17 protein-coding genes and 1 riboswitch are annotated in these 19,866 nt (G+C 61.4%); of the genes, 2 read left to right on the top strand and 15 right to left on the bottom strand.

Annotated features, from left to right (window positions below):
* Positions 1-182: 182 nt before the first annotated feature.
* From nrdG to rplM, 15 genes are all read right to left on the bottom strand, one after another.
* Complete coding sequence (gene nrdG, locus KH208_RS07125; protein ID WP_291435079.1) at positions 183-782, bottom strand: anaerobic ribonucleoside-triphosphate reductase activating protein; 600 nt, start codon at positions 780-782, stop codon at positions 183-185.
* Positions 775-945: an anaerobic ribonucleoside-triphosphate reductase gene (nrdD, locus tag KH208_RS07130; RefSeq protein WP_008684923.1), complete on the bottom strand. Its 171-nt coding sequence runs from the start codon at positions 943-945 to the stop codon at positions 775-777. Before nrdD ends, nrdG begins: the two co-directional genes overlap by 8 nt.
* 223 nt (positions 946-1,168) lie before the next feature.
* Positions 1,169-3,424 carry an anaerobic ribonucleoside triphosphate reductase gene (locus KH208_RS07135; protein WP_062252280.1) on the bottom strand — a complete coding sequence of 752 codons (2,256 nt, stop codon included), beginning with the start codon at positions 3,422-3,424 and terminating at the stop codon, positions 1,169-1,171.
* A 129-nt stretch (positions 3,425-3,553) separates the two neighbouring features.
* Positions 3,554-3,736: riboswitch (cobalamin riboswitch) on the bottom strand.
* A gap of 120 nt (positions 3,737-3,856) precedes the next feature.
* Entirely contained in the window at positions 3,857-4,729 is an 873-nt protein-coding gene (locus KH208_RS07140) for a peptide synthetase (RefSeq protein ID WP_291435084.1), read from the bottom strand.
* 542 nt (positions 4,730-5,271) lie between these two features.
* The gene (locus tag KH208_RS07145; protein WP_291435086.1) at positions 5,272-7,926 is read right to left on the bottom strand and encodes a pitrilysin family protein; all 2,655 of its coding nucleotides are present in this window, start codon (positions 7,924-7,926) and stop codon (positions 5,272-5,274) included.
* Positions 7,927-8,258: 332 nt separating this feature from the next.
* Positions 8,259-9,188, bottom strand: coding sequence for an exopolyphosphatase (locus tag KH208_RS07150; RefSeq protein WP_291435088.1), 930 nt, complete (start codon positions 9,186-9,188; stop codon positions 8,259-8,261).
* Between the two features lie 135 nt (positions 9,189-9,323).
* Positions 9,324-9,485, bottom strand: a complete 162-nt coding sequence (locus KH208_RS07155) for a DUF6485 family protein (protein ID WP_291435091.1) — start codon at positions 9,483-9,485, stop codon at positions 9,324-9,326.
* Positions 9,486-9,589: 104 nt separating this feature from the next.
* Complete coding sequence (locus KH208_RS07160) at positions 9,590-10,312, bottom strand: ABC transporter ATP-binding protein (protein ID WP_291435093.1); 723 nt, start codon at positions 10,310-10,312, stop codon at positions 9,590-9,592.
* Complete coding sequence (locus tag KH208_RS07165; protein WP_291435094.1) at positions 10,305-11,123, bottom strand: ABC transporter ATP-binding protein; 819 nt, start codon at positions 11,121-11,123, stop codon at positions 10,305-10,307. Before KH208_RS07165 ends, KH208_RS07160 begins: the two co-directional genes overlap by 8 nt.
* Positions 11,120-12,157, bottom strand: coding sequence for a branched-chain amino acid ABC transporter permease (locus KH208_RS07170; protein WP_291435095.1), 1,038 nt, complete (start codon positions 12,155-12,157; stop codon positions 11,120-11,122). The genes KH208_RS07165 and KH208_RS07170 overlap by 4 nt, the downstream gene beginning before the upstream one ends.
* Positions 12,157-13,050 carry a branched-chain amino acid ABC transporter permease gene (locus tag KH208_RS07175; protein ID WP_291435097.1) on the bottom strand — a complete coding sequence of 298 codons (894 nt, stop codon included), beginning with the start codon at positions 13,048-13,050 and terminating at the stop codon, positions 12,157-12,159. Before KH208_RS07175 ends, KH208_RS07170 begins: the two co-directional genes overlap by 1 nt.
* Before the next feature lie 139 nt (positions 13,051-13,189).
* The gene (locus tag KH208_RS07180; protein ID WP_291435099.1) at positions 13,190-14,338 is read right to left on the bottom strand and encodes an ABC transporter substrate-binding protein; all 1,149 of its coding nucleotides are present in this window, start codon (positions 14,336-14,338) and stop codon (positions 13,190-13,192) included.
* Between the two features lie 164 nt (positions 14,339-14,502).
* Entirely contained in the window at positions 14,503-16,317 is a 1,815-nt protein-coding gene (locus KH208_RS07185; RefSeq protein ID WP_291435101.1) for a YcaO-like family protein, read from the bottom strand.
* Between the two features lie 120 nt (positions 16,318-16,437).
* The gene (gene rpsI / locus KH208_RS07190; protein WP_008684943.1) at positions 16,438-16,830 is read right to left on the bottom strand and encodes a 30S ribosomal protein S9; all 393 of its coding nucleotides are present in this window, start codon (positions 16,828-16,830) and stop codon (positions 16,438-16,440) included.
* Between the two features lie 12 nt (positions 16,831-16,842).
* Positions 16,843-17,277 carry a 50S ribosomal protein L13 gene (gene rplM / locus KH208_RS07195; RefSeq protein ID WP_008684945.1) on the bottom strand — a complete coding sequence of 145 codons (435 nt, stop codon included), beginning with the start codon at positions 17,275-17,277 and terminating at the stop codon, positions 16,843-16,845.
* Between the two features lie 313 nt (positions 17,278-17,590).
* Here rplM and KH208_RS07200 point away from each other — a divergent pair, with 313 nt between their 5' ends.
* Entirely contained in the window at positions 17,591-18,829 is a 1,239-nt protein-coding gene (locus tag KH208_RS07200) for an HD domain-containing protein (protein ID WP_291435102.1), read from the top strand.
* A 211-nt stretch (positions 18,830-19,040) separates the two neighbouring features.
* On the top strand, positions 19,041-19,799 hold the full coding sequence (locus KH208_RS07205; protein ID WP_291435103.1) for a translation initiation factor 2: 759 nt from the start codon (positions 19,041-19,043) through the stop codon (positions 19,797-19,799).
* Positions 19,800-19,866: the final 67 nt, after the last annotated feature.

Raw genomic sequence — 19,866 nt, forward strand, 5'->3', positions numbered from 1 at the left:
TGCTTTGAGGGAGTGTACTCTTCTGGTACTCGACCGAAAAAGCAGGTGAAATCTGACGCGGCAGGAGGGCAAAAAGGCATAGCGTTAACAGGCCCTAAGCGATTCCGCAGCAATCCTTGTCGCGCGGCGGAAAAGAACGGCCCCCAAAAACCAAAGTCTCGACGCGCCGGAATCGACCCGGTTCAGGCCGCATCTGTTGCATGCTTTCCGGCGGCGCGCGCCAGCTGACGCCGCTGCTCCCTGTCCAGCAGGCGTTGGTTGGAACTGCCCCGGAAGGGCAGATCCAGATCCCGCAGAGCTTCCAGATACGGCCCGTCAATGAGCAGATCGGTCAGCTCCAGCAGGCGGGCTATTTCCGAAGCGTCTCCGCGTTCCGCCCGCGCCAGCAAAGATTCATAGGTATAGCCGGTGTACGTGACCACATCCCCGCCCCGCGCGCGGACCCTCTCGGCCACGGCGCAGAGCGCCGCGGCCTGGAGAAAGGGTTCGCCGCCGGAAAAGGTAACTCCGGCCAGCAACGGATTTTCGTCATACACAGCGAGGAGTTCGTCCACGTCGCGGATGAAACCGCCCTCCAAGCTGTGCGTTTCCGGATTGTGGCAGCCCTTGCAGCCGTGCGGACAACCCTGGGTAAAGAGCACAAAGCGCAGGCCCGGACCGTCCACAATGGATTCTTCGACAATGCCGGACAGACGCAAAGACGGGCGCGATTCACTGTCCGACTGCAATCCCGCCCGCGCGCGGGCCGCAGCGGGCGACGCGGACGCGGTCCGCTCAGGCATGGCGGACCCGGTCATGCTCCTCGGCTCGCTTGGCATTGTTGAAGCGGTCCAGGGTGCCCACCAGATAGCCGGTGATCCGGCGGATGCGCTCAAAGCCCATGCCCTGGCCCACCATCTTCTGTTTCGTTTTCGTTTCCTCAAACAAGCGCGATTCCATCAGCATTGCCGCAATCTCCTTTCTGGTTCTGAAAGTTGTAAAAAATTTCCCACCGGTTCGGGAACCGGGGTTCAATAACGCGGATCAACTTTGAGAAGTTACATTCTCAGAGTGTCAGAGACGCCCGCTTCGGCGCTTAACGGCGCAAGTGAATCGCGCCCCCGCCTTCGCAGCCGTCAGAGCAATTTCAAGTTGAAATTGCTCCACTATGATATTCCACCTCGACCGTTCATTCCCACTTGGGCATCAGGGGGTATTTTCTGCGGAGTTCCCGCAGCGCCTCCAGACTGATCCCCTCGCCCTCGCGGCGGCCGCAACGCGGGCAGACGTCGTTGATGACGCCCGTGTAGCCGCAGACCGGATCGCGGTCCAGGGGATGGTTGATGGAGCCGTAGCCCACGCCCTGATCATGCATGTAGCGGATGATGCGCTCAAAGGCCTCGAGATTTTTGCAGGTATCCCCGTCCAGCTCCACATAGGTGATGTGCCCGGCGTTGGTCATGGCGTGGTAGGGAGCTTCCAGCTGGATCTTCCTGAAGGCCTTGATGGGATAGTAAACCGGCACATGGAAGGAATTAGTGTAATAATCGCGGTCCGTGACGCCGGGAATACTGCCGTAGCGCTCCCGGTCCAGGGACACGAAACGCCCGCTCAAGCTTTCCGCCGGGGTGGCGATGAGCGTGAAGTTCAGGCCGGTCTTTTCCGCTTCCTCGTCGGCGCGACGGCGCATATGCCCGATGATTTCCAGGCCCAGCTTCTGGGCCTCCTCGCTTTCGCCGTGATGCGCGCCCACCAAGGCCTTGAGGGCCTCGGCCAGACCGATGAAGCCGATGGTCAGGGTGCCGTGCTTGAGCACTTCCCCTATGCCGTCGTCCCAGTCCAGCTTGCCGGAATCCAGCCAGATGCCGTTGCCCATAAGAAAGGGATAGTTGCGCACCTTTTTGGCGCTCTGGATCTTGAGCCGGTGCAGCAACTGCCGGAAGACCAGGTCGATCTTCTCATCCAGCAGGGCGTAAAACTTTTCCGGATCATTACGGGCTTCCAGGCCCAGGCGCGGCAGGTTCACGGAGGTGAAGCTCAGATTGCCGCGTCCGCAGGTCACCTGGCGCTCCGGATCATACACATTGCCCAGCACACGCGTGCGGCAGCCCATATAGGCCACTTCGCTGTCGTAATAACCGTCCCTGTAGTACTGGAGGTTGAAGGGGGCGTCAAGAAAGCTGAAATTGGGGAAAAGGCGTTTAGCCGAGGTTTCCATGGCCAGTTTGAACAAATCGTAGTTGGGGTCCTCGGGATTGTAGTTGACCCCTTCCTTGACCTTGAAAATCTGCACCGGGAAAATGGAAGTCTCGCCGTTGCCCAGACCGGCCTGGGTGGCCAGGAGCAGGTTTTTCATGACCATCCGGCCCTCGGCGGAGACGTCCGTGCCGTAGTTGATGGAGCTGAACGGCACCTGGGCCCCGGCCCGGGAATTCATGGTATTCAGGTTGTGGATCAGGGCCTCCATGGCCTGGTACACGCGCCGGTCCGTATTGGCCAGAGCTTCGTCCACGGCATAGGCGTGGGCGCGTTCCGCCAGTTCTTTCCACTGTTCGGGAGCGGCTTCGGTCAGCGCGCGGCCCAGAGCATCGGCTCCGGCCATGCTCGGGCGCACGCCCACGGCATCCAGCAGTTTCCCGGCCAGTTCCTCCGCGGCGGCCGCGTCCAGGCCCCCGGCAATGCGCAGGCAGGCGCAGAAGGCCTTGCGGTATTCCTTGGCATAGGTCTTGATCACGCCCTCGGCCATGGCATAGTCAAAGTGCGGCACGCTCTGGCCGCCGTGCATTTCATTCTGGTTGGCCTGAATGGCTATGCAGGCCAGGGCCGAATAGCTTTCAATGGAATTGGGCTCACGCAGATAGCCGTGCCCGGTGGAGAAACCGTTTTTGAACAGCGGGATCAGATTGATCTGGCAGCAGGTTTCGGTGAGCATGTAGAAATCTTTGTCATGAATATGGATATCGCCGTTAAGATGCGCGGCCGAGGCGTCCTTGGGCAGGATATAATTGTCGATGAAGAATTTGGAGCCCTCGGAACCGTACTTGAGCATGGTGCCCATGGCCGTGTCGCCGTCAATATTGGCGTTCTCCCGCTTGATGTCCTCCCGGATGGCCGGGGAGTACGTCAGCTTTTTGTAGATATCCATCAGATAGGATTCCGCGTTGCGGATCTTGGCGTGCTCCGCGCGGTAGAGAATATAGGCCTTGGCGGTTTTGGCGTAATCGTACTGGATCAGCGTTTCTTCCACCACGTCCTGAATTTCTTCCACATGGCGGAGGCTGCGCTCATCCAACTTTCTGCAGACTTTCTCGGTGACGAAAAGCAGGTCCGTGGGCGACATGTCCTCGCCGCCCACAGCCTGATTGGCTTTGGTGATGGCGTTGAGAATCTTGACCGAATCAAAGGGCACGGACGCACCGTCCCGTTTCATAATACTGGCGGGCATGAAAAACTCCAGGCATGGAGGGGCTGTATGGAATAAAAAACCTCCGCCCGCAACACAGGCGGAGGAGGAAACGCATTTATCCTCACTGCAAGACCTGACGGCAAAAGCCCCGTTGCCGACGGTCCGTCCTCAAAGACGATGAATGAAAGCAGGTCTTCCGGCTTGCCGGCTCGCTTTTCGGCCTTCCCGGAGCGAATCCAGTGGCGCGCAAGGAAAAGCGGCATCAATTCGGCGTACGGCGGCGGGTCCGCTCCCGATTTGAACGGGATTCCCTATTAAGCCCCGAAGGGCGCTTTCGTATCTCTAGAGATAGTCAAAATAACCCCTTTCTGTCAATCGGAGGCGCGAAAAAAGGCTTCCTGGCTTCGTGGCAACATACTGAATTTAAAAGTTAAATTTTAAGAATACCGCCCTGGCAGCCTGATGTTCGATTTATCTCCCTTGCGGGCCGCCGAGCCGGGCCGCGATCCAGAGGTCCAGACCGGGCACGCCCGCCTCGCCCACCGGTTGCCAGTCCAGCACGGCATCCTGCCGCGTTGCGGACAGATAGCGCACAAAACGCAGATGCAGGTTCAGGGCGTTGTCCTTTTTATTCCGGCCGACAGTCACACTGCGGGCAGCCAGAAAAAACTTGCGGGACTCCCCTTCCGGGCCGTTGCAGTCCAGATAGAGCAGGCAGAGCGTATTCTGATCAATATCAATATCGTTGAGCAGATCGTAATTGACCAGCCGCACGAACGCACCACCGGCGGAGACGTCGATCAGGCGTATTTTCCGCTCCAGATCCTGGCTGTAACGGCTCATATAGATCTGCACCTGCCCGCGCTGCTCCGGCAACATGGGCGCGAACCAGAAGCGAAATTTTTTGAGCATGCCAGGCCCCAAGCGCAGCCGTTCGTGCCGACGCAGCTCCCGCCACAAAGAACGGAAGGGCGTCTTGAGCGTGATCTCGGTCAGGGCGTTTCCGGCGTCGCGCCGCACGTCCTGCACCCGGCAGCAACAATAAAAACCGTGCCGCGAGACGACGGCTTTACCGCTCTCTTCCTGCTCGTCCCTTGCCTCCTCCGGATTCGCCTCGATATCCGGCTTGAAATAGATGCGGCACTCCCCGCCCTTCAGTTCAGCGGGAATCCGGGGTTCCGCCGTGGACAGGACCGTGATGTCACGGGCGGTAAAGGTTACGGTGCAGAGCACCGGTCCCGCTTCGCGCGGACGGCCGCCAAAGGTGAGCTGGACCGGAAGGGCCCGGTCACGGGCGAATTCCAGGGCGGTTGCGATATTCGGACGCCAGAGGCAGAGAGGCATTACGCTGGTCTCCTGTCATCACCAAGGAATGCATGCCATGTTCTTTGGCACAGAATAAATTGGGGGAATGATCTTTTTTAACATTGAAGCTGCCCTCAACCGGTCGCTGCTGTCGCCATTCGCAGCAGTGCTGTCCTTATCTGTCGCCTTGCGGCTACGGCCGGGCCTCGCCATAAGCGGTTCAGACAAACCCCGGCGGCAACGGCTGACGCCCGGCGGAACTGCGGTTCCGCCTTTTGCCCCGGACGCGGGCGCTCACTCGCGTGACCGCCGGAGCAGCGTAATTTTCCAACGTTAACCTGCCCTCTTTCCCAAGGATTCTTTATAGATAGCGCACGCGGACGTGTTCTGTAAAGTCGCAACAACGCCCCGCCCCAAGGCAGACGCACCTTCCAGATACATGTGGGGGAAGGGCGACCCTTTTAAAAAAGGATCCCCTTCCCCCACGTCCCCATCTCCCCTGAAACTTGTGATTTTTAGTGCCGGCCTCCGTGATGTCCGCTCGCCTTCGAGGCAAGATGAAAGCACACCGGGAACAGCGCCTACGGCAGCAGGGTTACCTCATAGGCATTGGCCGGTTCCAGATACTTGCGGGCCACGGCCTGCAAATCAGCCGGGGTCAGCGTGACGGCCTTGTCCAGCAACTGTTTCTGGAAATCCTGGGGATAGTGCAGTACGGCGTCCGTGGCCGCTTCACCGGCGCGGTCCGCCAGGCTCTGCCTCTCGCGCAGGTATTCACCCAGCAGACGGTTGCTTCCGGCGGCCAACAGGGCCTTGGGCAGCGGCTTGGCCTTGATTTCGGCAATGATCCCGGCAAAACCCCGCCGGGCCTGCTCCACCTTGTCCGGCGTGGTGCCGATGTAAAAGGCCATGAAGCCCGCCTTCGGCATGCTGCGATTGAAGGCGGTTACGGTATAGCCCAGTCCCTGCTCGTCGCGCAGGCTGGTAAACAGCAGGCCGCTCTGGCCCGAAAGCACGGATTGCAGCAGCATCAGGGCAGGCGCGTCCGGATGGGTGGGCGGCACTGTCTTGAAGATCCGCAGGAGATGGGCCTGATTGCGGCCCGGCAGATTCAGGCTGAGCGCTCTGTCCTTGCTCCAGTCGGGCGCGGCCACGGCCAGGCCCTCCCCTTCCGGCGCGGGCAGGCCCTGGGCGAAGGCCATCACGGCCTCGCGGTCAAAACTGCCCGCCACGGAAAGCACCCACGGCTGGCCGGACTGACGGGCCCAGAAGGCCTGCACGTCCTTGCGGTCAAAGCCGTCCAGGCTCTGGGGCGTGCCCAGGCCGTCAAAACCATAGGGCTGGCCGCCGGGATAAAGGAAGGGATTCAGCTTGGCGAACATGTAGGCCAGAGGATTGTCCGAACGCTGGCGGATAGCGGATTTCATATTATCCACCTCGCGGCGCAGTTCCTTGGTTTCAAAACGCGGCTTGGAAAGCACATCGCCCAGAGCGCTGAAATACTCCGCATTGAAGCGCGAGGGCCCGGTCAGGGAGATGCCGAAGGTCTGCAGGCCCGCCTTGGCGGCAATGGAAGCCGCGCGTTCCGCAAAGTAGCGCTCCACGCCCTGGGCATCCAGATTGCCGCTGCCGTCGGTGAGCAGCCGGGCGGTCAGATCGGCCAGGCCCTGCTGTTCGGGCTTGAGCAGGGCGTTGCCGCCGGGCAGCATCAGGTCCAGGGAGATATAGGGCACTGTGGCATCGGGGATCAGGATCAGGGTGCGGCCCTGGCCCAGTTGAACCACCTCGCGCTTTCCGGCGGCAACGGCTGACGCCACGCTTTGCGCATGCGCCGCGGCGGGCCAGTTCTTCCGCAGCACGGCTTCCAGATCGGGCAGCGTCGCGCCTTCCGGGGCCAGCACGCGCACCCGCGCCCGTTCCGGCACGAGCCACTGGCTGACGGCATTCTGCAACTGGCTTTCATCCACATTGCGCTGGGCGAAACGCAGGTTGCGCTCCCCCTGCTCCCCGCCCAGATCAAACTGGATGGTTCCCTTCCAGGACGCCAGACCGTTGAGGGTTTCCCCGGCCCGGTCCATGCTGTCCTCCAGATTGAACTTGGCCCGGCGCACGGCGTCGGCGCTGAAGTCCTTGGCCGTCAATCCGGCCAGATCCCTGGTCAGCTCCTGCCAGAAGGGTTCCAGCTTGTCGGCGTCCAGCTGGGCGGTGATGGTCAACAGGCCCGCGCGGGCCAGACTCATATTGTCCACACTGATGCCGTCCACCAGCTGCTTTTCATACTTGTACTTGCGATAGAACGTCGAGGTGCCGTCGCCGCCCAGCAGATAGCTCAGCACATCCAGGTCCACGGCGCGCAGGTCGCGCAGGCCGGGCGCGGGAAGGGAAATGCCCAGATAAACCTTGTTCCAGGGTCCCCGGCTCACTTCCACGCGCGGACCGCCCGCCGCGCCGGCCAGGTCCAGCGGCTGGGGCACGGGCAGATCGCCGCCGTTCTTCAGGCCGCCGAAGATCTTCTGGGCATAGGCCAGCACCGCGTCGGGCTCAATGTCACCCGCCACCAGCAGCATCATGTTCTGCGGCTGGTACCAGCGCTTGACATAGTCGCGCAGATCCTGGGCGGTAATGGCCTTGATGGTGTCCACATAGCCGATGATCGGACGGCCGTAGGGCGTATTTTTGAGCCCGGCCACCTGGAGATTTTCATAGAGCTTGCGCATGGGCGAATCCTCGCCGCGCTGGAGCTCGGAAATGACCACGTTTTTCTCGGCTTCCAGTTCCTTGGGATCAAGCCGGGCCTGGAAAGCCATATCCTTGACCACGTCCATACCGGTGCGCCAGTGCGCGGCGGGCATGTCGGTCAGGTACCAGGTTTTGTCAAAGCTGGTGGCCGCGTTGAGATAACCGCCCAGGGCCTCCACTTCGCGGGCCACCTGGCCTTTGGGCCGGTGCTCCGTGCCCTTGAAGACCATATGTTCAAGCACATGGCTGATGCCCGCATGGCGCGGCTCTTCGTTGGCCGAGCCCGTGCGCACGTACAGGCGGGTGCAGACCAGGGGGAAACGCGTGTCCTTGAGAATATAGACGGTGAGCCCGTTGGGCAGCCGGGTCAGCACCTCGTTCGCCGAAACGGAAGAGGCAGCGGCGGCGCGCCCGGCGGCGACGGCCTGACCGATGGAAAGCAGGACGGCGGCCGCGCAGAACAGCGCGGCTGTCAGAAAGGGGGTACTATGTCGCATGAAAACTCCTGAAAACTGGTTTCAAGTCTTCCGGCTGTTTCCGCATGATACGGATTTCTTCCGGAGGGTCGCTCATTACAGTATGTTACGTCTGAAATGTGTGCTATCTCAAACTCCACGCCGCTTCGCGACGCGCCTCACCGTGTTCGGCGTTACAGCATCTCAAGTATGAAATGCCGTAACGGGCACGACCGCGCCGCCTGTAAAAACAAAACCGGATGGAAGGCATGACGCATTCCATCCGGGAATACTAGTTTTTGCCGCCGCTCAAGGCAAGCGGGGAAAAAACAAGAGCTTCCGGCAAAAAACCGGGCAGTCCGGGTTTTTCCGGCTCAGCCCTGCAAGGCGGGTACAAGCTCGCGCAGCACTTCCTCGGCCCGCTCGTTGGGCACCTGGCAGGTTCCGGCGGCCAGATGCCCGCCTCCGCCGTGGGTCAGCATGACCTGCCCGATATTGACCGTGCTGGACCGGTCCAGAATGGATTTGCCCACGGCAAAGACCGTATTCTGTTTTTTCAGGCCCCAGAGCACATGCATGGAAATGTTGCACTGCGGGAAGAGCGCGTAAATCATGAAGCGGTTGGTGCACCAGATGACATCCTCGTCGCGCAGATCCAGCACCACCAGTTTGCCGTGCACAGAGGAACAGCGTCTGATCTGCTCCGCGGCCCTGGGCTGCTGTTCAAAATAGAGCTCCGTCCGCTCCTTCACGTCCGGCAACTGCAGGATGTCTTCAATAAGGTTGGTGCGGCAATGCTCGATAAGCTCCATCATCAGGTCGTAGTTGCTGATCCGGAACTGGCGGAAGCGCCCCAGGCCCGTGCGCGGGTCCATGATGTAGTTGAGCAGGGTCCATCCCCCCGGCGCGAGGATGTCCTCCCTGGAATACCGGGCGGAGTCGGCCTGGTCCACGGCGCGCATCATTTCCTGCGGGATGCCCACAAAACGCTCGCGCCCGCCGAAATATTCATAAACGACCCTGGCCGCCGAGGGAGCTTCGGGATCTATGACGTAATTCTCGGGCCGCACGCCGCCCAGGCGCAGGGTTTCCGAAAGATGATGGTCGAAGACCAGATGGGCCTTGGAATTGTACGGCAGGTTGGTAGTGATGTCGTTTTCGGTGATCTCCACCTTGCCGTCCTGCATATCCTTGGGATGGACGAATTTGATGCTGTCCAGCATGTCCATTTCTTTTAACAGAACGGCACAGACAAGGCCGTCGAAATCGCTGCGGGTCACAAGCCGGTATTTTTTCTCAGCCATGCCAATCAGCTCCTGTGATGTATGAAGGTATAGCCATGGTGCGGGATGGGCGGCATATGTTCAAGAGGCCGTCCAAGCGCCGTCTCAGGCATTTTGTTTGTTTTGTCTGATCACATCCGCGAACGTTTCAAGCGTCTAGGATGCGTCGAGATCCACATCCTCTTTGACCAGCTTTACAAAGCAATTGGAAATGTTCCGGAGGCGCAGATTTTTTTCAATACAGGGAAAACAGCCCTGAACGTGCCGGGAAGGATGCAGAGAGCGGGTTTTGTTCGCGCAGGTGCAGAAGTCTTTCATGGATATTCTCCGTATCCGCCGCTCCCGGCATTAGCAAAAACAGCCCGGCGCCCCTCAGGGCGGTTGCCGTATTTCAGGCGTGAACCGCTATCGCCGCCCATACATCAGCCGCCCAGATAGGCTTCCTTGACCTTGGGATTTTCCAGCAGCTCCCGGCCCGGGCCTTCCAGCACAACCCGGCCCACCTCCAGGATATAGGCGTAATGGGCCACGGAAAGCGCGGCAAAGGCGTTCTGCTCCACCAGGAGCACGGTTTTGCCTTCCGCGTTGATCCGTTTGATGATTTCAAAAATTTCGCGCACCAGCAAGGGCGCAAGGCCCAGCGAGGGCTCGTCGAGCATGAGCAGGTCCGGACGGCTCATGAGCGCCCGGCCCACGGCCAGCATCTGCTGCTCGCCGCCGGACAGGGTGCCCCCCTTCTGCCAGCTACGCTCCTTGAGGCGCGGGAAAAGGGTGTAAACCCATTCCAGATCCGCCGCGATTTCGTCCTTTTCCTTGCGGGAATACGCGCCCAGGTAGAGATTTTCCTCCACGCTCAGATGCGGCAGGATACGGCGGCCCTCGGGCGAAAGGGAAATCCCTTTGCGCACCATGTCCTCTGGCTTCAGGCCCATGAGGGACACCGGCTCCTCGCCCTCATGCCGGGTAAAAAGAATTTCGCCGCTGATGGTCTTGTTCAGACCGGCGATGGAACGGATAATGCTGCTTTTGCCCGCGCCGTTGGCCCCGATCAGGGTCACGATGCTGCCGCGCGGAATGGAAAGGCTGACGCCCTGCACGGCCTGGATGCCGCCGTAACGCACATGGAGATCACGTATTTCAAGCATGCTGCACCACCACATCCTCACCCAGGTAGGCGCGGATGACCACAGGATTGTTGCGCACGGACTCGGGATCGCCCTGGGCGATCAGCGCGCCGTACTCCATCACCCAGATATACTGGCACACGCCCATGACCACCTTCATGTCGTGTTCAATGAGCAGAATGGTCAGCTTGAATTCGTCCCGGATGTGCCCGATGAAGTGCATCAGATCCAGGCTTTCCTGAGGGTTCATGCCCGCCGCCGGTTCATCCAGGAGCAAAAGGCGCGGCTCGGTGGCCAGGGCACGGGCGATTTCCAGGCGGCGCTGGGCCCCGTAAGGCAGGCTGCCCGCCTTTTCGTCCAGTTGGTCGCCCAGATTCACGCGCTCGGCCAGTTGCCGCCCCTTGCGGGCGATCTCCGCCTCTTCGCGGTAGAAACGGGGCAGACCCAAGGGAGCCATCCACCAGGGGCAATGGCGGCGCACATGGCAGCCCACCATGATGTTTTCCAGCACGGTCATCTGCCGCGAGAGCCGGATGTTCTGGAAAGTGCGGGCCATGCCCAGGCGGCAGATGTCATAGGGTTTGCGCCCCTTGATGCTCTTGCCCGCGAAAATCACGTCGCCTTCCTGCGGGGTGTAGAAGCCGCTCAACACGTTGAATACCGTGGTCTTACCGGCGCCGTTGGGGCCGATGATCCCCACGATGGCCCCCTGGGGGACGGCCAGGGTCAGCTCGCTCACCGCCGTCACCCCGCCGAAGCGCATGGTCACGTCGCGGGCCAGCAGCAGCGCGCCCTCATAGTCGGGTGGCGTGGGCAATACAAAGCCGCTCATGCCTTATGCCTCCTCAGGAAGGCGAAAATTCTCGTCCAGGTCAGCTCGCGCGTGCCCATGATGCCCTCGCGCCGATAGAGGATGATCGCCAGCAGCACCAGTGAAAAGACCACCATGCGCATGCCCGGAATGCCCGGCAGTTCGATGAAGCCCAGGTTCATGGGTTCTTCGATGGCCCGCAGCCATTCCAGCAGGATGGTAATAACCGTGGCGCCCAGAATGCTGCCGGTCAGGGAACCCAGGCCGCCGGCCACCACGAACATGAGCACGTTGAAGGTCAGCAGAAAGTTGAACATTTTGGGGTCGATGGTGGAAAGATGGCTGCCCAGCAGCGCGCCGCCCACTCCCGCGAAAAAGGCCCCGATGCAGAAGGAAAGCACCTTGTAGCGAAAGACGTTGATGCCCATGACGCTGGCCGCGATTTCATTGTCGCGGATGCAGCGCAACACGTTGCCGAAATTGCTGAAGACCAGACGCGCCAGCACAACAAGGGTAAACAGCGTCCAGCCGTAACAGGCCAGCAGGGTGGCGTGGCTCGGTATGCCCTTGATGCCCAGGGAGCCGTTGGTCACGGCCGTGGCGTTGACGATGAGCACGCGGATGATTTCAGCAAAGCCCAGGGTGGCGATGCCCAGATAGTCGTCGCCCAGGCGCAGCACGGGCACGGCAATGAAAAAGGCGAAAATCATGGCGACAAAGCCGCCGGCCAGCACGGAAGCCCAGAAGGGAGTGAACAATTCGGAGAAAGGCCAGATGATGGGCTCCAGAATCCACATCATTTCCTTCTGCTCGGGCGGCAGGATGCATAGTGCCGAGACATAGGCCCCCACGGCGATGAAGCCCGCCTGCCCCAGGGAAAACAGGCCAGTGAAGCCGTAAATCAGGTTCAGGGAAAGGGCCAGGATGATATTGATGAAGATCAGCTTGGCGATGTAGATCTGATAGTCGCCCAGAAAGCTTTCCGCCTGCCAGAGCACACAGCCCAGCAGGAACATGGCCACGATGTTCAGGAGGGTGCTGCGGTTCAGACGCATCAGATTTTCTCCTCCATGCGTTCGCCCAGCAGGCCCGTGGGTTTGATCAGCAGAACCAGCACCAGCAGCACAAAGGCGAAGGCATCGCGGTAGCCGGAAAGCTCGGGCATGAAAGCCACGGTCATGATTTCCACAAAGCCCAGGGCCACACCGCCGATCACCGCGCCCTGGATGGAGCCGATGCCGCCGAACACCGCCGCGATAAAAGCTTTCAGGCCGGGCATGATGCCCATATAGGGATGCACCTGCGGGTAACGCAGGGCCCACATGATGCCCGAGGCAGCGGCCAGGGCCGAGCCGATGCAGAAGGTGAAGGCAATGATGTTGTCCACCCGCACGCCCAGCAGGCGCGTGGTCTCAATATCCTTGGAAATGGCCCGCATGGCCAGGCCCGGCTTGGTGCGGTAGACGATGTACAGCAAGATGCCCACCAGCACGGCGGTCATGGTCGGCACGAAGGCCGTCAGGCGCAGGATGCGCAGGCCGCCCACCTGCCATTCCGAAACCAGCCACTCCGGCTGGAGCACGGGCCTGGGCTGTCCGGTAAAGACCACCACGGCGAGGCTTTCTATGAAAAAAGACACCGCAATGGCGCTGATCAGAGCTGAAATGCGCGGAGCGTCGCGCAAAGGCCGGTAGGCCACCCGCTCAATGACCACGCCCAGCAGGCTCGCCCCGGCAATGGACATGATGGCGGCCACGCCCCAGGGCCAGCCGAAGGCGAAGGTGCCGAAAAAAACGAAATACGCGCCCACCATCAGGATGTCGCCGTGGGCGAAGTTGATCAGGCGCAGGATGCCGTAGACCATGGTGTAGCCGATGGCGATCAGCGCATAGAGCGAGCCCAGGGTCAGGGCGTTGAAACAGTGCTGCAAAAACATCTCAAGGCTCATGGGCCACCTCTGGGCGCGGCCGTGCCGCGAAGCCCGGGCACTGGCGGTCCGGCTTCGGGTCAACGGCGATCACAGCGGAAAAAGAGACGACAGCGCCCCGCGGCGACAAGCCGCCGCGGGGCCGAGATACTGCAACCGTTTACTTGGGCGTCACTTCGCCCACATAGACGCGCTGCCCATTCTTGTATTCGATGATGCCCACGGGCATTTCGGCGTCGTGGGTCTTGTTGATGGAGAGCTTGCCCAGAGCGGTGGGCAGATTCTTGGTTTCGGCCAGGGCCTTGGCGATGGCCTGGGGATCTGCCGAATTGGCGCGCTTGATGGCGTCCACGATCAGGAAGTAGCAGTTGTAGCCCAGAGCGCCGTTCACGTTGGTTTCCTTGTCGGGATAGGCCTTTTTCCAGGCCTCGGTGAAGCGCTTGGCCTCGGGGCTCATGTTGGTCATCTTGGGATCATAGGGGAAGGTGGTGTGCAAAAAGCCTTCCGCGGCCTTGCCGCCCAGCTTGACGGTGTCGGGATTGTCCATGGCGTCAGCGCCCATCAGGCGGAAGGTGGCGCCCAGTTCGCGGGCCTGCTTCATGATGATGGCGCCTTCGGCGAAGTAGGCGGGCATAAAGACGATGTCGGGCTTTTTGGCGATCAGCTCGGTGAGCTGGGCCGTGAAGTCCTGGTCGCCGGAGCTGTATTTGAGGTTTGCCACCACTTCGCCGCCCAGCTTCTTGAAGGAGCGGGTAAAGAAGCTGGAGAGACCCACGGCATAGTCGTTGGTCATGTCCATAAGCACGGCGGCCTTTTTGAGGCCCAGGTTTTCATAGGCATAAGTGGCTGCGGCAGCGCCCTGATAGGGGTCGATGAAGCAGGCGCGGAAATAGTATTTCTTGCCCTGGGTCACCAGAGGATTGGTGCAGGAGGTGCCCACGCCGGGCACCTTGGCCTTTTCGGCCACTTCAGCGCCGGCCATGGCCAAGGAGGAACCGTAGGTACCGATAAGGGCCACGACCTTGTCGCGTTCCACCAGGCGTTTCACGGCATTGGCCGCTTCCACCTTGTCGGACTTGTTGTCCACCACCACAAGCTCCACGGGACGGTCCAGAACCGTGGGCATTTCCTTCTGGGCCAGGCGCACGCCTTCCAGCTCCAGCTGGCCGCCGAAGGCGTTCTGCCCGGTCAGCGGCAGATACACGCCGATTTTAATGGGATCCTTGTCCGCGGCGGACGGGGCCTGCGCGCCAAAACCCAGCGAAAGCGTCAGCGCGGCCAGCACCGCAAGATGTTTGCCCAGTTTCATCCTAACCCTCCAGGTTGTGCGGTTTACGACACGACAGTCCTGCACGGGCCGTTTCAGCGGCCCGCAACGGCAGTCCTCCCGCCGCTGTGACAGGTATGTAACAACAAGTATAGACCACTTGGCCTCTTGTCGCAATTCACAAAAAAAGCGGAGATATCAGCGCGTTATTTATACATGGCCGCATAACGCGCAAAAAGCCGGAGGCTCGGCCGCGAAAAACTGTCCCATTCCGCGGTAAGCTCCAGACCCGGAATCAGAACGCGGACCACGGGCAGGTTCAGATCCGTCCGGGTCAGATCCACATAGAGCGGGCTTTTGCCGTGCCCGGCCAGCACGCTTTCCAGCAAGCGCAGATTGGCCTCGGCCGACGGCAGGCTGTAATCCGGCAGATCTTCCAACACGCGCTCGGGCAACGCCGCCAGGCCGGGCCCGGACGCTTTGCCGAAAGGGGCCGGACGCGCCCAGACATAGGGCCAGGGCGTTTCGGTCAGGGCGGCCAGGGCCGCGCGCGCGCCGTTCAGATTGGCGCCGGTGGCCCGCGCCACGGTACCGTCAAGAGCCGTGACGAAACACTGGTATACGGGCAGGCCCAGTTCCGTGGTGAGGTCCTGAAACTGCACGCGGATGCCGCGCGCGGCATAGTCTTCCAAAAGGCTCTGAATGCGCTGGTCGCGGCTTCTGAGGGTAAAACAGCGCGCCCGGCTGAAGGGCGTGGTGGCCTCGGCGTCCCGTTCCAGAATCTCCGTGATCGCCGCCACCTTGGCCTCGTCCAGGCTGTTGCCCGAGGCCAGTCCCGTGGAGCCCCCGGCCAGAAAGAGGCCCGGCTCGTCCAGATTGCAGAACAGAAAAACGGCCTGGACCGGAACCAGCACTTCCGCGCCGTCCACGGCAAGGGCCGTCAGCCAGTACAGGGGCGCGTCCGGACAAGTTGCCTCCAGAGGCAACAGTCCGGGATCAAGCACTGCCCTTCCCTGCGCTTTGAGCTCCGCATAACGGGCTTTGATCAACAACAGGGGCAGCTTGCGGTCCAGCACTTCGCCGCCAATCCCGGCTTGGCCCGGTCCCACGCTGACGTAGGCGCTGGCCCGCTCCACGATTTCCATGGCGTAAGAGGCGCGGGCCTGGGCCAGCGAAAGCCCCCGGCCATAGGCCGTGGCCTGGCCGCGCAGACTGTGGTTCAGACGGCTGTTGCGCACGCTGATGTCCACCTGCCAGGAGCGCAGCAGGGCAATGGGCGAAAGCGAGGCTTCATGCCGCATTTCCGGTCCGGCGATGAAGCCCGCCTCCATCAGGGCGTCCAGGGCGCGCAAAAAAGTTTCCTTGGCCGGAGGCCGTTCCCGAGGCTCCCAGTCTTCGGCTTTCCGGCGGGCATGCTCCCGGGCCAGGATGTCGGCGCGCGACGCGAGTTCCTCGGCTCTTGCCGTCAGTTCTCGCGGGCAAAACAGCGGGGGGATGTCCGCCTCGTCCGGCCGGGGAAGCGGATGATGGCCGCAGATATTGGCGCGGAACATAGCACTCCAGGCCGCGGCGGCCTCCCGGTCGGATTGAAGCGCGGCCCGCAGGTAGACTGTCGGGCTGGCCGGAGCCAGCCGCGCGGCGGCGTCGGCGGGAAAGCCATTGCACACTTCCCGGCAGGCGGGCAGCAGCAAGGCGCATTCCAGCAGCAGACCGGCCAGGGCGGGTCTGATGAAAACATCGGCGGCGGCGTCATAGCAGGTTGCGGCCAGAGAACGCAGCTCGCCCGGACTTTTCTTACTCAGAACCCGCAGAAGATGCTGGTGCAGAAAGTCGTCCAAGGGTGTTGCCTCCAGCCGTTCCAGGGCCGCCTCCAGACTTAGGGAGGACGGCGGTTCGCAGGAGAAATAGCCGGTGGTCGCCAGGGTTTCGGCGTGGGTGTAGGTGTAGTCGATGGGGGAAGGCGTAACAGGCGATCCTTCCGGTGCCGGATAGGGTCCGGATGCTTGGGAATGGCCGGGCATCATGGTTCCTCGCGCGGGACAATAACTACAAAAAAAGCGGGCCGCATGGGACGGCCCGCTTGTCGCGCAGATATATTCCGGAAATCCCCGGCAGGAGGGATTTCCGGAATAAAAGGCGGATTAACGCTTGGAATACTGGTACCGGGCGCGGGCCGCGCGCAGACCGTACTTTTTACGTTCCTTCTTGCGGGCGTCGCGGGTCAGGAAACCGGCCTTCTTGAGCACAGGGCGCAGAGCCGGGTCCACAAGCAGAAGGGCGCGGGAAATGCCGTGGCGCACGGCCTCGGCCTGACCGGTCACGCCGCCGCCGGCCACATTGACGCGCACGTCCAGCTTTTCAGCCAGCTTGGCCAGCACCAGGGGCTGGCGGATGATCATCTGCAGGGTCTTGCGGGGGAAATACTCCTCAAAGGAGCGCCCGTTAACCGTGATGCCGCCCGAACCGGCATAAATGCGGGTACGGGCCGTGGCGGTCTTGCGGCGTCCGGTGCCGTATTCAAATTTCTCGCTCATGGCGTGCACTCCTTAGTAAGGCAGGGTCAGCGGCTGGGGATTCTGGGCCATGTGCGGATGCTCGGGCCCGGCATAAACCTTGAGTTTCTTCAATATGGCGCGGCCCAGGCGGTTCTTGGGCAGCATGCCGCGCACGGCGGCCGTCAGAACACGCGAAGGCTTGTCGGCCAGCACATCGCCCAAGGTCGTGGTCTTGAGGCCACCCACCCAGCCGGAGTGCCGGTAGTATTTCTTGTCGGTCATTTTCGCGCCGGTCACCTTGATCTTTTCACAGTTGACCACCACGATGAAATCCCCGTTATCCATATGCGGGGCGAACTCAGGCTTGTGCTTGCCGCGCAGGCGATGGGCAATCTGGCTGGCCAGACGGCCAAGAACCTGATCCTGGGCATCAACCACAAACCACTGGCGGTCGATGTCTTTGGGGGTAGGGCTGAACGTCTTCATCAGAATGAACTCCTCAGGGTCTGCTGGAATAAGCAGCAAAAAATATACGGCAGCCGTCAGGCTGAAAAAAATTCGTCCAGCGTCGCGCCGTCTAACGGGGGGTGGCGGCAGGATCACTGCAAAGGTCGATTTGATACGCCAAAGGCCGGGACGTGTCAAGCGCTATCCGTGCCTGACAACGATTTTCCGTCGGCTTCGCAGCGCTTGAGGTTTGTAGCACATGCCCCTATACTTTCGCCATTACTTTTTAAGACCCACGGCGGCGGCCCGCACCACGCCCCGCCGCCGTGCGCGTCTTTATTGAGGATACCGTATGCCGGTCATTCGCAAGAGCCTGCTGCAACTGATCTTTTCCGGCGCGTACCTGTTGCGCTGGAACGACAAGCTGCGCCCCGCGGAACTGCTGGAAATCGACAAGCAGGCCCATAAAATGCTGCTGGCCTGCGTGCTCTGGCATGAAAATTCCCGCACGCTGCCGGACGGGCAACGTCTGACCCTGGCGCGCGACATCATTGAAGGCGGTCTGTTCGACTATTTCTATCGCCTGATCATCACGGACATCAAGCCGCCGGTCTTTTACAAAATCAAGGAAAATCCCGCCCACTTCCGCCAGCTCACCGAACATGTGCTGGCCCGGCTTGAGCCGGTGCTCTCCCCGCTGGGAGACTTCTGGAAACGGATGCGCGCCTGGCACCTCACGGGCGACGAGAGCGGCCCGGCCCGGCGCATCCTCACCGCGGCCCATCTCTATGCCTCGCAATGGGAATTCCATCTCATCAAGCCGCTCAACGGCTTTGACGATGAAATGGACGACATCGACAACTCCTTTGTGGAGCGCCTGGATACCTTCCGTGATCTGGAGGGGATGGAGGCCATCCTCACGCCCAATACCGCCCTGGCCCGCCTTGCCAATCTCTGCGGACAGCTGCGCTTTCAGATCCGCTGGACCCAGGCCCCGCGCATTCCGGCCACTTCGGTGCTCGGGCACATGTTTATTGTGGCGACGTTCGCCTATTTCTTCAGCCTTTCGGTGGACGCCTGCACGGCCAGAGCCAACAACAATTTCTTCTGCGGCCTGTTCCACGACCTGCCCGAACTGTTGACCCGCGACATCATTTCCCCGGTCAAGCAGTCCGTGGCCAGCCTGCCCCTGATCCTCAAAGAATACGAGGAAGCGGAACTGGAGCGGCGCATTTTCCGCCCCTTGCGCGACGAGGGCTTCGCGCCCCTGGTGGAACGGATTTCCTACTATCTGGGCCTGAGCGTGGGCTCGGAATTTCAGGAATGCCACCGGGTAGGCGGCAATATCATCACAGTGGACGGTTTTGAGACCCTCCAGCGTAGTTGCAACGCCGACGCCCTGGACCCCAAGGACGGCCAGATGCTCAAAATCTGCGACTGGCTGGCCGCCTTTCTGGAGGCGCACAGCTCCATCCGCAACGGAGTTTCCTCGCCGCATTTGCAGGAGGCCCAGGCCCGGCTCAAGGCCAAACTTTGTGAAAGCCCGCTGGAATGCCTGCATCTGGGCGCGCTGCTGGCCGACTTCGACTAGGGAAATGTCACGCCTCACCTGTCGGTTCGGCGTGAATATCACACAGCAAAAAAACGCGGCTTTTGCTGTGTTTACGCCGCCTGCGGCGGCGCGCAACTTCTCGCGGGTTTGCGACATGTGTCGCTTGACGCGACACTAGAGCAGATTAACTTTGAACTTTGTAAAATTTCAAAGTAAAATTCTTTAAGATATCCACTCCGCCATGGCAGTCATGAACAGAACCACCCGCCGTTTGCTTCCGCCGCTGGCGGCGCTTCTGCTGGCTGCGCTCTGCCTCCTGCCGCCCCGTCCGGCGGGCGCCCTTTCCGTTTCCAAAAGCCTGCCCCTGTATGCCCGGGACATGGAATTTTACTACCAGAACAAACGTCCCGAAGTGCTGCCCGGCATTCTGCGCTCTTTTGACGGCCAGGGCGTCCTGGCTCAAGGGGAAAAACGGTTGATGGTGGCCGCTTTTCTGGCCGAGGTGTTGCGCGACGATCCGTCCGCGCGCCGTTTGCTTCTGCCGCCGCAGGCCGGTCTGAGCCAGGACGGCAGGCGTACCCTGGCCTGGGTGGCGCATCTGGCCGGACTGCCCGATGAAACGGCCCTGCTGGGCGAACTGCTCGGCCCGGATGACGCCCCGCTGCTGGCCCAGATTCAAAGCAGCCCCACGTCGCTGGCCCGCTGGGACATCTATGCCGAGAAATCGGTCCTGCAGATGTACTGGGCGGCCTTCCTGGCTTCGGGCAAGGCCGGTTATCTGGACGCCATCATCAATGCCGCCCTGCGCTATGCCCGGCTCAATGCCGGGGGGCGCCAGAACGAAGCGTCCTTTCCGGTCTGCGCGGCCGCGGCCGCCTCGCTCTACGAACTGGCCCCGCGCCATGCCGTGGTGCGCGCCCGCCTGGAACAGGCCCTTCAGGGACGAGCCGGACCGGAGGCAGACACCCTGCGGATCATTCTGCGCCAACAGCGGCCCGCCGGTTCCTGATTCGATTCCCTTTCGCGCCGTTGCTCCCTCCCCGCCAGGACTTATATGGAGGAGAAGGAGTTTCGCC

Origin of the sequence: Desulfovibrio sp., from assembly GCF_018379785.1 — a bacterium.
In the GTDB taxonomy this organism is placed as follows: domain Bacteria; phylum Desulfobacterota; class Desulfovibrionia; order Desulfovibrionales; family Desulfovibrionaceae; genus Desulfovibrio.